This window comes from Trichodesmium erythraeum IMS101 (genome assembly GCF_000014265.1).
In the GTDB taxonomy this organism is placed as follows: Bacteria; Cyanobacteriota; Cyanobacteriia; order Cyanobacteriales; family Microcoleaceae; genus Trichodesmium; species Trichodesmium erythraeum.
The window spans coordinates 1,001,183-1,015,431 of sequence record NC_008312.1; the positions used below are offsets into that span (position 1 = coordinate 1,001,183).

At 33.1% G+C, this 14,249-nt stretch carries 7 protein-coding genes and 1 pseudogene; 4 read left to right on the forward strand and 4 right to left on the reverse strand.

Annotated elements, in window-relative coordinates; genetic code table 11:
• Positions 1-866 precede the first annotated feature (866 nt).
• Positions 867-3,299, forward strand: a complete 2,433-nt coding sequence (gene recJ / locus TERY_RS02920) for a single-stranded-DNA-specific exonuclease RecJ (protein ID WP_011610454.1) — start codon at positions 867-869, stop codon at positions 3,297-3,299.
• A 45-nt stretch (positions 3,300-3,344) separates the two neighbouring features.
• On the forward strand, positions 3,345-5,546 hold the full coding sequence (locus TERY_RS02925) for a serine/threonine phosphatase (RefSeq protein ID WP_011610455.1): 2,202 nt from the start codon (positions 3,345-3,347) through the stop codon (positions 5,544-5,546).
• Between the two features lie 1,481 nt (positions 5,547-7,027).
• Here TERY_RS02925 and TERY_RS36055 read toward each other — a convergent pair.
• Positions 7,028-7,263: pseudogene (locus TERY_RS36055) on the reverse strand (IS1 family transposase); the annotation flags it as partial.
• 911 nt (positions 7,264-8,174) lie between these two features.
• On the opposite strand from TERY_RS36055, the gene TERY_RS02930 reads away from it, so the two are divergent.
• Positions 8,175-9,398 (forward strand): protein kinase domain-containing protein, encoded by a 1,224-nt coding sequence (locus TERY_RS02930; protein ID WP_011610456.1) that lies wholly within the window; start codon positions 8,175-8,177, stop codon positions 9,396-9,398.
• Positions 9,399-10,087: 689 nt separating this feature from the next.
• Here the strand turns inward: TERY_RS02930 and TERY_RS02935 are convergent.
• The 3 genes from TERY_RS02935 to TERY_RS02940 form a co-directional block, all read right to left on the reverse strand.
• The gene (locus tag TERY_RS02935) at positions 10,088-10,306 is read right to left on the reverse strand and encodes a DUF4327 family protein (protein WP_011610457.1); all 219 of its coding nucleotides are present in this window, start codon (positions 10,304-10,306) and stop codon (positions 10,088-10,090) included.
• Between the two features lie 577 nt (positions 10,307-10,883).
• The gene (locus TERY_RS32195) at positions 10,884-11,021 is read right to left on the reverse strand and encodes a hypothetical protein (RefSeq protein ID WP_155994638.1); all 138 of its coding nucleotides are present in this window, start codon (positions 11,019-11,021) and stop codon (positions 10,884-10,886) included.
• Positions 11,022-11,523: 502 nt separating this feature from the next.
• On the reverse strand, positions 11,524-12,606 hold the full coding sequence (locus tag TERY_RS02940; RefSeq protein WP_011610458.1) for an HlyD family efflux transporter periplasmic adaptor subunit: 1,083 nt from the start codon (positions 12,604-12,606) through the stop codon (positions 11,524-11,526).
• A 957-nt stretch (positions 12,607-13,563) separates the two neighbouring features.
• Here TERY_RS02940 and TERY_RS02945 point away from each other — a divergent pair.
• The gene (locus TERY_RS02945; protein ID WP_044136335.1) at positions 13,564-13,779 is read left to right on the forward strand and encodes a hypothetical protein; all 216 of its coding nucleotides are present in this window, start codon (positions 13,564-13,566) and stop codon (positions 13,777-13,779) included.
• The last annotated feature ends 470 nt before the right edge of the window (positions 13,780-14,249 follow it).

The following is a 14,249-nucleotide window of genomic DNA, read 5'->3' on the forward strand; positions in this document are numbered from 1 at the left end:
TACTTTTCTGTACATTTTTTGTACATTATATATACCTGGTTATTAGTCTATTTTAGCTGAAAATTGGATACTATTTCTGATTAAAAATATCTAAAATTATTATTGTGTAATTTTTTGAGATTTATTCAGCAAACCCTAATTACTTTAACTAGACAGTAATATACAATTTGGTAGCATTGGTATAATTAGATAGTTAGTTAAACTCATCACTCAAAACTAAAAACTCACAAGTCAGGAGGAAAAAAAACTTAGTAATATTTGAAGGCTGGGCTGAATATGAAATATTTTTTCACACCAAATTAAGCGGATTTGATAGGATTTTATAAAATCATTTTACATATTACATATATAGTTTATTTGAAAAATATTTGTAATATTATTCTTACAATTAGTAAAACATAGTTGTTTTCATAAATTCATAAATAGTTAACAGGATATTTGATATGAATATTAATTTTTAATTGGGAAAAAAATTACTACTTGTCAAATAAATAAGAAGAAAGAGATAGTAATTAGCTCGTAGGCTGTCACAATTAAAAAAACTATAAATTTAAATTAACTCCGAAACTGGTATTATTTTGTTCCGCAATTCTCTAAAAAGCCAAACCAAAAATTAGCAATATAGGTGGAAAGTATAAAAATAAGATTGTTATAGTCGTGATAATGACTGTTGTGATCTACTTAAATTATTTGATGGTAGGTTTCGTTACTTAATTGCGTAAATAACTAAATGTTATTCCTTCTGTAATTGTGTTATTCACAGCAATAATTTTACTTTCAACTTACTTTCGGACTAATTCTATATTTATATGGTTAACTATAATGTTTATATTCTATTCATTAGTACAATAAATTGCTAAATAAAGATGTCTCAAGAAAAAAAATATTGGCAAATCCTGAGTTCCAATCATCCACCTTATTCATTTATTGAATCTTTCAAAAGCTATGTACCAGAATTATCGGGAAAATATCTAGCACAATTATTATGGCAACGTGGAATTAAAAATCCTGAAGATATAGCATCATTTTTAGATCCGAAACAATATAAACCAGCTAGTTTTTCAGCATTTGGCTCAGAAATTAATAATGCCGTAGCAAGAATTATTTCTGCTAGAAATAATCAAGAAAAAGTTGCTATCTGGGGAGATTTTGATGCAGATGGGATTACGTCAACATCTGTACTATGGGATGGATTAGGAGAATTTTTAGATAAAATAGACCAACTAACTTATTATATTCCTAATAGGTTTACAGAATCTCATGGTTTGAATTTTTCTGGAATAGAAAGGTTAGCTAAAAAAAATTATAGTTTGATAATTACCTGCGATACAGGTAGTACAAATATTGCCGAAATAGAATATGCAAATAGTTTAGGTATAGATATAATTGTTACTGATCATCATACTATTCCCACAAAACGCCCACCGTTATTTGCTATTATTAATCCTCGCTATTTTTCTCAAGATCATCCCCTATATAATTTATCTGGAGTTGGAGTAGCTTATAAGCTTATAGAGGCACTTTATTTAACTCATCCGGAAATACCTCAACTTCCCCTAACAGAATTATTAGATTTAGTAGCTATTGGTTTAATTGCAGATCTAGTTGAACTAAGAGATGACTGTCGTTATTTAGCACAAATAGGTATTGAAAAATTAAGGACACAATTACACAAAACTACCAGGCCAGGAGTTGCTAAACTTTTAGAATTGTGCCAAAAAACAGGCGATCGCCCTACAGATATTTCTTTTGGTATTGGCCCTCGAATTAATGCTGTAAGTAGAATTATGGGAGAGGCCAGTTTTTGTGTGGAACTATTGACAAGTCGTAACCCTCAACATTGTCAAAAACTAGCGTTACAAACAGAGTTGGCTAACTCTAGGCGCAAGTCTCTAGAAAAAGAAGTAGCTAAAGATATTGCCCAAAAATTGACAAAACTAGACCTTTCTACGACTCATGTCATAGTTCTGAGTGATCCTCAATGGCCTGTTGGTGTGCTAGGATTAGTGGCAGGCCAAATAGCTCAAAAGTATGGTCGTCCTACTATTTTATTTAGTGAGGAAACTGAAGTTACTAAAACTTCTGAAAAAAAATTATTAGCTCGCGGTTCTGCCCGTTCTGTTGGTAATATAAATCTTTATGAGTTGGTGAAAAATCAAGCACATTTGTTACATAATTTTGGCGGTCATCCTTTTGCTGCTGGTCTGAGTTTACCAGTAGAAAATATTTCAATATTTACAGATGCTATTAATCAGTTATTGGGAGAAATATTAGGGGTCACTTTTAACCAAACCTCAGTAATAGAAGTAGATTTAATTATCACTGTATCTGAGTTAGGTAGAGATTTATTTCAAGAACTAAAGCTTTTGGAACCCTGTGGTATGGGAAACCCGGTGCCTAAACTTTTAATTCAAAATTGTTGGTTTACTGATATTTGGCATCAGAACCAAACAGACATGGAGGGAAATAAAGTCAGATATATTAAAACAAATTTTGAAATTTGCGATAAGTCTATAGATAAAGGGTTTCCTGGTATTTGGTGGGGTCATTATAAGGAAGAAATTCCTGAAGAAATATGTGATGCTGTTCTAGAATTAGATTTCAATGCTAAAAAAAAATGTTATGAAGCTCGACTTATTGCTGTACAACCCAATTCCCAAGATAGTCAAGTCGTAGCATCGAACACCGTAAATTGGATATTAGACTGGCGCAATAATAGTCAACCTCTTTTTGAAAATAAAAACTCAAAGTTCCTAAATAAAAATTATAGTGACACGAATGAATCTAAGTTATCCCTTCGCGAAAATGAAAAAGACTTAATTGTTCTTACCCAATGTCCCACAAACTGGAATGATTTACGCATCTGGTTCCGACGAGCAATAAATCAACAAAAAAAACTAGCGATCGCTTACTCCCAACCTTTTATTACCCACCCTCTACAAATCTGGCAACAACTTCTGGGAATTGCCAAATATCTTAGCCGTACAGGTCAACCTGTAACTCCTGATCAATTGGTAAAAAAGTTAAGTATTAGTGATACTACTCTTAAATTAGGTTTAATAGCATTACAATATTTTGGATTTAATGTCAAGTATAAAGATAAATATTTTTACATTATTCAGAGTCAAAGCCAAAATCAAAAATTAGAAACTTTATCCCAAACAGTCCAAAAGTTCCTCGCAGCAGTATCAGAAGAACAATTTAGGGAAAAATACTTTTGTGAAGTGCCCCTAAAAATAATAGAAGCGATCGCAATTCAAACAATTTTAGAAGATGCTAATAGTTCTATTCCCTTCTAGTTGCTCTACAATAATTAAAGTTGTGACACAAAATCGCTACTAATTATGCTCATTTGTCCCCAATGTGAGTTGGAAAATCCTGATAATCATAGATATTGTCAAAAATGTGGTGTATCCTTAACCCACAAAAATTGTCATCAATGTGGATCGCAAGTCTCCTTGAAAGCTCTACAATGTCACAACTGTGGAGTCTATACAGGTCAAGTATGGAAGGCCATTATTTACTATCAAAAAGAAGTAGCCACTCCTAGTATACCAGAGATTAGTGTTAATAATCTCAGCCAACAAGAATTCATGACAGGAGAAAAGCCCCTAGATAATGATTCTTTAGAATCAGCAACTAAAATTATTGGAGAAGAATCTGAAAAAATTTTAGAATCCTCTCATAATTTGGACGAAAAAATTAAAATAGAAGATGATTATCAATCTAATAATACTTTTGGTACATCAGCTTCAGATATAGAAGTAGAAGAAACTCAACCGAAAGCAATAGGAAACTCAGATAATTCAGAATTAACAACTACAGATATACTTAATCTAGTGTGTGAAACAGTAAACACAGAGAATCAATTATCCTTAAACGATACAAAAATTCTCTCTACTCCTTCAATTGAAAAATACTTAGACCCTAAACAACGCTACCAAGTATTGGAAACTATACCAGTGAATAACCAAGGTCAAAGAGTAGTTGTGGAAGTATTAGACCGTTACCCACTAGAAGAAACCCCAATTCGAGCTTGGTTGAAAAATAACTCTGATAGCTTTAAACAAATAACTCCTAAAGCTATGGAAGCTTTAATTATCCCCATAATTGCCCAACCTTATATAGCTTTACAGACCCAAATACCTCAAAATTTGCCAACTATTCACGATAGCTGGCGATCGCACTCCATAGAACGTTTGCGATGTCACTCCAAAGAAATACTACTTTTGGCAGACTATAGCAGTTGGCCACGATTAGTTGATCTCTGGGGAAACCAGCAGTTGCCCCAACTACAAATTTTATCGTGGTTGGAACAAATGACCGAACTGTGGATAGCCTTAATGCCCTGGGATTGTTGTCAAAGTATACTCGAAGATGAAAATCTCCGAGTAAATCAAGTAGATAATAATTATATCAAGTTGCAAAGCTTGTACTCAAAACCTGGAGAACCTAAAACTCTAGAAGATTTAATGTTATTCTGGCAGCGGTTATTTGAGCAATCCCAACGTACAAAATTTGGTTGGATAACAGCTTTATTTCAAGATTGGCGAAATGGTGAAATACAAACTATTGAACAATTGCGATCATATATAATGAATACTCAAGATAATTTACAGTCTCAGGCACCTGCTAAATCTGCACCGACATTTTTGCAAGCAGATAATTCTGCCTCAAAAATACCAGATGATGTTGAAACTCAAGAAACTGAGCTATTGCCAACACAATTGATTAGTTTGGAAAGTTCGAGTAAAAGTGATGTAGGCAGTCAACGTGATCATAATGAAGATGCTTTTGGGATTCAAACTCAGATAGAAAGTCAGGAAACATCAATTGAAAAAATTATTCAAGCTAAAGGAATTTATATACTTTGTGATGGTATGGGAGGACACGCTGGTGGAGAAATAGCTAGTCATTTAGCAGTAGACAGTATTAAACAATATTTTCAAACAGAAAGTAGTTGGTCAGTAGGTTTGCCTTCAGAGGAAACAATTCGTGAAGCAGTTTTACAGGCGAATGAGGTAATTTACGATCTTAACCAACAAGAAGCCCGTTCTGGTAGTGGTCGAATGGGTACTACTTTAGTTATGGCAATGATTTATGATACAGAAGTAGCTGTAGCTCATGTAGGGGATAGTCGTTTGTATCGTTTTTCTCGTGAGGGAGGATTAGAGCAGATTACTCTAGACCATGAAGTAGGTCAAAGAGAAGTTAATCGCGGAGTTGAACTACAGATAGCTTATGGTCGCCCTGATGCTTATCAATTGACTCAAGCTTTAGGACCACGAAATGAAAATTTTGTGAGGCCAGATATACAGTTTTTGAATCTCAAAAATGATACTTTATTAATCTTGGCGTCTGATGGTTTAACAGATAATCAGCTTCTGGAAAACAATTGGCAAACTCACCTGAAACCACTTTTAGACAAACAAGCTAATTTGGAATTGGGTGTAAGTAAATTAATTGATTTGGCAAATCAATATAATGGTCACGATAATATTACAGCAATTGTTATTCGTGCTTTAATAAAGCCAGAAAAAGATTAAAGAAATTATGACTTAAGTAGATCGAGTAGATCGGAAGTATTCGGTAACTCCCCAAAACTTGATTAAGGGCGTTGCGCAATTACGAATGATTAGGATAATTGAGGAATTTGCGTATCTTTCAAATAGAGCAAAGTGCGCTGGTGTATTTACAATTTTTGTTAATGAGGGCCTATTTTAAAGGGTTTGGACTGTAAATATGCCTAAGCTCACTTCTATAGTAGATCAGGAAAGAAACTGCCAATTCTCAACATATCAATTGACTTGGAGTAGCATAAAGTTTTGCGATATAATATCAAATCCGTTGGTTTCGGGGTAATATAATTCCTATTGTCATTAAGGACAAACGGTTGCTCATTCCTAGAATTTCAACTTATTACTCCTCAATATGGAATTATACCAATGCTACCGGGTTTGATATAAAAAACCCACACCATCTGTCTTAAACGGTAGTATTCTTCTACTCAAGGACTTACCCAAAGGCACTATATATAGTGCATGACAATTTTGACGATATACACTGTTTTAAATGGTATTTTCTTATAGTTTATAGCCATTTTATATCATTTATTAAACACTTTTTTATTTTTATTTTTTTGTCAGTATCTGGTATAAACTGCATAATATATAATCCATAATTGTTCATTCCTTGATTAAAATATATACAATTAACTATTCCAAGACCCACTAACTTCACAGCTAATATAAAGCAAATAACTTGATGTTCATTACCACTATATTGTCATGGTATACGCTGAATATTATACCCATATTTTTTATTAATTACTGTGTCATAAAATATTAAATAAGCTGCTGTATCTGTACAAATTCTTATTGAACATTTCCCCAGTTTTTCTTGTGAATTTAAAGACTAATATCTTAAATAACGGTTTATTGTATCTATGGCTAATATTTTCCCTCTGGGTTTGCTAAGGAGCATTATTGTATAATTCTTGTGATATTTAAGTAAATATTGACGAGTTACAACAAACATTAAAATCCATGTTTTCTTGCAACTAATATAATCATGTCATTATTGTTTAATAATTAAGGATTTTTAGCAAATCCATTTAACAAATGTAACCTGATTTTAATATATATTAAAAGTAATATCTATGCGAAAAAAACTAATTATAGTATTGACAATTTCATTTTGGCAGTATACCAGATATAGCTTACCTGCGTAAGTCCTGTACTCTTGTCATCGCTGTTTTGCTGGCCTGGTGGTTACAATCATCTTATAAGCAAGGATAAAAGAATACGCGTCAGAGTTGGTGGAATCATCTGCCTATGCCTTATAAGTGTGAAGTTAACAGCGGAGCGATCGCCTATCACCAACTTCAAAATTCCTGGCATTTGGCTATTTACAACTGTCCAGACCCAAATTGATATTTTTTTTTAGCTCACGCGCATTTTAAAGTTCATTAAGAGTAAGCAGTTTCAGGATCTCAAACTTCTTTAGTTTTAATATGTACTTAGTACAAGCTCTACCCAGTTAAGCACCGTCCAAGAAGGAAATATCAGTCACTCTCTCAATGGCTCGAAATTCCATGGCGTTAAAGGAGATTTATAAACAAAGCTCTTTAAAATCATAACTATAACCGATAGGACAAAAGTTTTCTCACCCATTGACGGCCACACTCACGACACAAATAACTCTGTTTTTCCTGATAAAGGCCATTGTGCCTACTTTATGGCTTTAACAATAAGGACTATCTATTTCTCAATAAAATTATAGAATATCATTTTTTCCACGATCCAATACCCTTTTCTTTTTAAGGAAAGGTAATTAGGGCTTCCTAATTAAATCCCAAAGCATTAACTAATATTTACGAAACGCTTTTTTTTTGCATTTAAAAAGTACTTGGTATCATCTTCAAAACTTTTACATAAGTTAGAATTTTGGGCAGAATGATTGTGGAGGGCCGTAAGGGACAAATATCTCCGACTATCTCCACCTCCTATATGATTCGACCTTCCTCTGTACAGATTTTGTATGCAAAGTCTTTACCTACTCCCCTACTTTTTAATAAGAGCAAACCCTCATTAATTCTTGCTGACTATGGCAGTTTTCATTACTCAAAAATGCAGAGATATTAGCTTAAAGCCAGAAGGCAGATAGCAGAAGTTTTGTAGTACAAAAGTGAAAACTATCCTTCGTTTAACTCTCAAAGCATTGACATATTGTATCTTTAGACTTTTGAAATTAAAAATTTGCAAGCTGTCTACGAATACCCACTGTAGAAAAACTTTAGGGAATTGGGAATTAGGAATTGGAAATTGGGAGGAATTGATGTGAGAAAAGTATTTTTACTAGAGCTAATTAATGAAACTTGATATTAATCAGGTGTGAATGAGACTCACACACTAAAAAAATCGGCAAATTTTGGTCAATTTCCCTCATCTTCCCCACTCGGATACATCATTAACTTATAATACTTTGAAACAGCCATGCTAATTATTAAGTATTAATTGTTATATCAATTCATAAAAATAATGCTATACTTTCCTAAGGTTTTATTTATTAAGTAATAAGTAACCAAGAACAATGTTTTTTAGGATTTGTAGGCATAAAGTGTAAAGATATCTTATGCGGTCGAACCCTACTCCCTACTCCCTACTAATTAGATCGTGATTAGGTTAACCCTCCTAGACCCTAAAAAAAATACTCCTTTAAAAGATTGGGACTTTCAGAACGAATCAATAATTAAGGTTGGTCGCTCTACAGATAATCATATTGTTTTATCTGATAGTTTAGTTTCCCGATACCATCTAGAGCTACATAAAATATCAAAGTCCCCATCTGGAAATATTTGGCGCTTAGTAAGCCTTGGGACAAATGGAACTTTTGTCAACGGAGTTTTGATGTCTCAAGGAATTGTTTCTGATGGTTCCCTGATACAGTTAGCAAGAGGTGGCCCGACCTTCAAGTTTCATGTTCAGGCTTTACCTGCTGCAAAGATTTCCCAGGAATGTTGTCCTCGCGCTAGTGAGAACTCACCAGGGAATCTATTCTGCATCTATTGTGGTAAACCAATTCAGGTTGAAAAAATTATTCGTCAGTATCAAGTTTTACGGATATTGGGTCAAGGAGGCATGGGTACTACTTATTTAGCTTGGGATCAGGAGCCACATAATTTTCAAGGTATGGCCGTTTCCCCTGCTGCTGCTTTGGTGGTACTTAAGGAGATGAATGCTGATATGGCTCAAATTCGTAAGGCTCAAGAATTATTTGAAAGAGAAGCTAAGGCTTTGAAATTATTAAGCCATCCAGGTATTCCCAAGTTTTTCGATTTTTTTGTCGAAGAAGACAAGAAATATTTAGTAATGGAAATAATTCATGGGCAGGATTTGGAGAAACGCATTATTACTCAAGGACCGATTTTGCCGCAACAGGCTATAGGGTGGATGGTTCAGACTTGTGAAGTTCTAGAATATATTCACTCACAAGAGCCACCCCTGATTCACCGGGATATTAAACCTGCTAATCTTTTAGTGCGCCGTCGTGATAATCAGATAGTGGTTTTGGATTTTGGAGCAGTGAAAGAAATTGGAACACCTTTAGGTACCAGAATTGGAGCAGAAGGCTATAGCGCCCCCGAACAAGACCGCGGACAACCTTTGACTCAATCTGATTTGTATGCAGTGGGTGCAACTCTAATTTTTTTGCTGACAGCTAAAAGCCCAATGCATTTCTATGATAATCATGGGAATGGTTATCGTTTTTATATTGAAAACGTTCCCAATATTACACCACAACTAAGAGAGGTTATTGAAAAAGTCACACAACCATTACCTAGAGATCGCTATAAAACTGCTCCTGCGTTAGCAGAAGCATTAAATAGTTGTCTATGATACTCCCAAAGTTAACTCAAAAAGGTAAAATAAGGGTATATCAATGTCATAATTTAGTATTTTACATACCTTTTTGCAGAAAACGCTACAGGATCTGTAAGTGCCTTAAGAGGAAAAAATATGTATGTTCTCATAAATCAAGAAAAATTAATAAAACTTATAATTATATCAAGTTTTAATTAGCTAGTACTAAATCTAGTCTGGATGTGTAATTTCTCAAAAAAAATAATATCAAATCCGCTTGTTTTGGAGCTTGAGAATAAACCGGGTTCATGGGAAGTAGGCTTAGTATGGTAGAGCATTTAATATTTTCCCGGGGTTTTCTCTACTTTCTTGTACAGATACTACCGGATTTGATACAAAGTGGGAAAAATGATCAATCTTTTTGGTCAATCGAACTTGGCATCAGGAACTTCAAGGCATCTTTGAGTTCTTCACAAGGAATCTTTAGTAGTGCTTGAAACTATCTCATCATCCATTTGAAAGGAGCAATTATTATAATTCGTGCGCCGTTTAGAGTTCTTGTAATTACAATGTTACACTTGGGGCACTTAAACAATCTTGAGCAACCAAGTTTTTTTTACATGACCACGGTTGCCACAAGGGACGACAACCATAAGGAATATTTTACCTGAAAGCTATAATCTCTTTAGCTGCTTACCTTAAGCCTAATTGGGAAGGTGAGTAAATTAATCCTCTTCCCAAGCTTCTACAGCTAATAGTTCACTAATTGGATCTTTCATAGAAAAACCAAACTCTTCTAGTTCTTTTTTCCAATAAACCCATTTATCTCCAAAAAGTAGAGCTATCTTCCAGATACTATCTGTTGGCTTAATTATGTTAGATTCCCGAAGAGAATTTACCTGACGTTGGAGTTTATCCATCGGGTGTATGACCTGTTGGCTCATAATACCTCTTAATTTTTAAAATTCTGCTAAATACAGCATCTCCATTCTCACTTTTACCGATCCGTAGATTTTTTGTGGCCTTGGAGAAGGTACTTTAAATTAGTACGTTTTATAGTTTTATAATTTAACACACTTGCTTTTGGCAAGCAAGTATATGGAAAAATCAATTATAAAAAGTATATTATAAGTTTAGTTTATATAATTGAAATTTTATAAGTTTTCCTACTTGAAAAAAATGAATTAATATGATAATCTATAAGGCTATCCTGAGTTATTAAACTATCTCTGTTTATTATTATATAGATATGATAACACAAAGTAAATATTTATCAAGATTCACAGCAATTTTGATATAGTAGACCAAAAATCTTGGTCAAGCGGAAGTTGCCAAATCGAATAGGTGAATAAATCTAAAAAAAAGTAAAAATTTATGTTAAACTAGGGAAGCTTCTTTCTAAAATAATTGCTATGTAAAACCTGCTTGTCTTGAGAAAGGGACGTGAGGCTTTATCTTCATCTCGTCTCGTCTCCTAAACTTCTCTTTTCTTATGTATATCCTTAAAATTCCACTTTGGACCTAATGAGTCTTGAGAAAGCTTACTACTTTCAAATCCTCGGCAGTTTTAATGTTGTAGCAGTAGCGGTGTAGAAGTTGTATGTTTTTGTATGCATCTTCTCTATCTATAAACCTAGCAACAATATAGTCAACTTCGATTTGTACCTTTGGTCTAAAATTTCATCCGGAAGATGTGCATTAGTTTTTCTGACTTTTTAATAGATTCGCTACTATGGTTTTTATGCCGGGATATTTACCGACTTTATTACTCCAAGAAATCTAGTCACCATGATAGATTTGATTTATTACCTTCAATTTTATTGAACTGTATAATGGGTATATCCGAATGAAGGTTTAGTATATATTTACCTTTGTTTAGAATCTAGTTTCTGGTTTCTGTTGATGATTTGCCAGCTTTTGTTACATCCCCTGGAATTTTTCAGATCCAAGATCTGGGGACACTCCATAAGTCTTTATTCCATACTACTTAAGAATATGTTGGTAAGTACTGGGCTTATATACCCCTGCCTGTGCTGTTCCTTCCAAAGTGTCTGAAAATTATTTGTTATCAAAAACCCAGGATCTTAACCATTGTTTGATTAAACGTTTATATGGTGTTTTCCCAATTTTTCTTAATTGCTATATATATTTGGTATAATCACTAAAAATCAGTTAACAATCTAAGTTTTCTGAGAACAAAAGTTAGCACGGTCTCTTGGGAAGAAATAATATCAGCTCGACCTTCCATTCCTGGTTGAATCAGATATTGACTACCGCCTTTGACTAAGTAAGGTTTTTCAGGTTCTATAGTGACCTCATAATAAGCTTCTTTAAGTACTTGATGAGCGATAGCATCTGGAGAAATTGAACGTACAGTTCCTTTGAGAATACCATAATCAGGAAAAGGATAAGCTGAAACTCGAATTTGTACGGGTTGACCTATTTTTACTTTGGCAATATCTGCTGCTGTCACCCTAGCCTTAAATACTATATGCGCGTTGTTAGGGACTATCTGAGCGATCGCTGCTCCTGATTCGACAGTTTGCCCAGGATTACGCAAAGATAACTTAAATATAGTACCATTTGCAGGAGCAATGATTACACTATTATTAAGTTTAGCATTTACCTGTTCTAGTTCTCTGTTACCAGCAGTCAATTCTTTAATTAATTCGGTTCGCTTAACTATCAGGTCCCGTCTATCTTTAGCAAACTGTTGAGCAACTTTAGGCAAAGATAAGGATAGCTCTAAAATAGCTGACTCAATAGATGATTTATCTATCTTATTATTTTCTGCTATGGTAAATTGTGACTGATACTGAAAAGTTTGAGGTCTAGCAGTAGCTAAGATTTGAACCTCTAAAGCAGATATTTGTTGATTAATTTGCTCTAATTCTATGTCGCACTGTTGGATTTTTTCTTGTAGTTGAGTTTTTTGACGACTCAGAGCAGATTCATCTATGCGTGCGATCGCATCTCCTTCATGAACTACTTGGTTTTCATTTACTTCTATACTGTCAATTTTACCCTCTGTAGGTGCTTGAACAATTCTTACGTCTCCTATTGGTCGAGCAATAGCTTCTGTTCTCACAGTAGGGTTATACTTTACTAGGCTAATTAGGGCAATAGCTGCACCAAATGTACCCAATAAGAACATTCCACCTATCTTATTCCAACGACTCATAGGAGGGAGAAATTCATCACTTTCTAAGGGTTGTACTTCTGTAGAATCAAAATTATTAAACATAATTTATTTTTACTTACTAAAATAATTTTTTTGAGGCTAAATTGAGAGATGAATATTAAGTTTAGATAGTTACTTACTAGACTGACACATATTTAATATTGCGTTACGACAAATTTTTAAATACCTTTGGTAATCTAAATTTTAGGTTTAAATATACACTCTACAAGCTTGGCACTAAATTAGCTGTATTACTCCACCAGAATGTGTCATGGTCAATGAGCTTATATAAAATACAAAAAATTGTGCTAAGCTCCGAATGTCATCCGGAACCCTATAAATTTTTGGTAGCACATATTAAGACCAATTTCCATGTATTAATACTATACTTAGATAGCACTTCAGTTACTACATGATTAACACCAAGGGAATAATCTTTTTGCATGATAAACATTCTCTGATTATGTTAATTTGATAAATTTTGTACGAAAATTGCATACAACATTTTTACCCATAATACTCTTAATTCACTATTAAATTTTGATATTTACTATCGGCAATTTGGCAAAAAATAAGTAAAAAATGCTATCAAAGCCTTATATAGTAATTGTTTTATACTTAATTAATTTGTTTGCTAATTGATATTATTTATCTACGTTTCAGCCATTTTTAGCAACAGCTACTTATTTCCCTTGCCTCTATTAGCAATGACAGGAATTTTCACTATAAAAAATGTCAAAGTACTGCTATAAGTTATCTTACTTACCTATTTTTTACTTTCTAGCATAGGGAATTATTGAGCTTAGGAGTTATTTTGTAAGTGATCCGGATAAATTTAAAAATTGCAGAAATTAGGATTAAAGTTAATATTCAAAAGAAGGTGATTAATTATAGAAGTTAGAAAAATCCGGATACTGTAGGTTATTTGGGAAGTATAAACTCAACTTCCTTCAGAAGTTAAAGAAATCAGCAAAGATTACTATTATTTTATGAGAACTATTAACCATGAGGAAGCTGATCATGCAACAATCTCAAAAACAGCAACTTTTTACAGAATTAAACTTAGAAGAATCTATTATAATCAATGGTGGTTATAATGAAAATTATAAATATCATCGTAGTTTTTTAGGCTTTCAACTTTGCCCTCGCAGTAATTACAATTATAACCGTTATTCTCCTAACAATAAACGTTATAATTATAACTACTATAAGGGGAATACAAGAGGCTATTACTAATTAAAATTATTCTTATTTTACTACTGAAAACCTATTAGTTAAGGTTAATTGCTGACTACTCAATGATTACTTTTGACTCCCAGGGACATTAACAAAAATCCTGTGATAGCCTAAGTTAATTTTTAACATTCTTTTTTCACTCTTGGTATATACTAAACATAATATTGCTTAAAGTTGCTCAATCCCCAAACCTTCCTGATAGATTACTATTGCCTTTTGGCTTTTGACTTTATCATAGGGTTATATTATACCATTAAAAAAAAGAATAAAAAAAAGAATATTACGAAAAATTCTAAGTAGTTATACAAAATTAATTACACATACTTTCAAGCTAAAAAGCATATATTTCCTGTAATTTGGGAATAAATAATGGAAATTAATTTTGTATAGACAATTTTTACCTCTATGACTTTTATAGTTTATTTCTAGTATTTTTACATAATAATTATGAAAGTTTTAGCTATATAAAA

Excerpts from the sequence above, each read along its gene's own strand:
- recJ (WP_011610454.1), top strand. The coding sequence starts at position 867 with ATGTCTCAAGAAAAAAAATATTGGCAAATCCTGAGTTCCAATCATCCA.
- TERY_RS02925 (WP_011610455.1), top strand. The coding sequence starts at position 3,345 with ATGCTCATTTGTCCCCAATGTGAGTTGGAAAATCCTGATAATCATAGA.
- TERY_RS02935 (WP_011610457.1), bottom strand. The coding sequence starts at position 10,306 with ATGAGCCAACAGGTCATACACCCGATGGATAAACTCCAACGTCAGGTA.
- TERY_RS02940 (WP_011610458.1), bottom strand. The coding sequence starts at position 12,606 with ATGTTTAATAATTTTGATTCTACAGAAGTACAACCCTTAGAAAGTGAT.
- TERY_RS02945 (WP_044136335.1), top strand. The coding sequence starts at position 13,564 with ATGCAACAATCTCAAAAACAGCAACTTTTTACAGAATTAAACTTAGAA.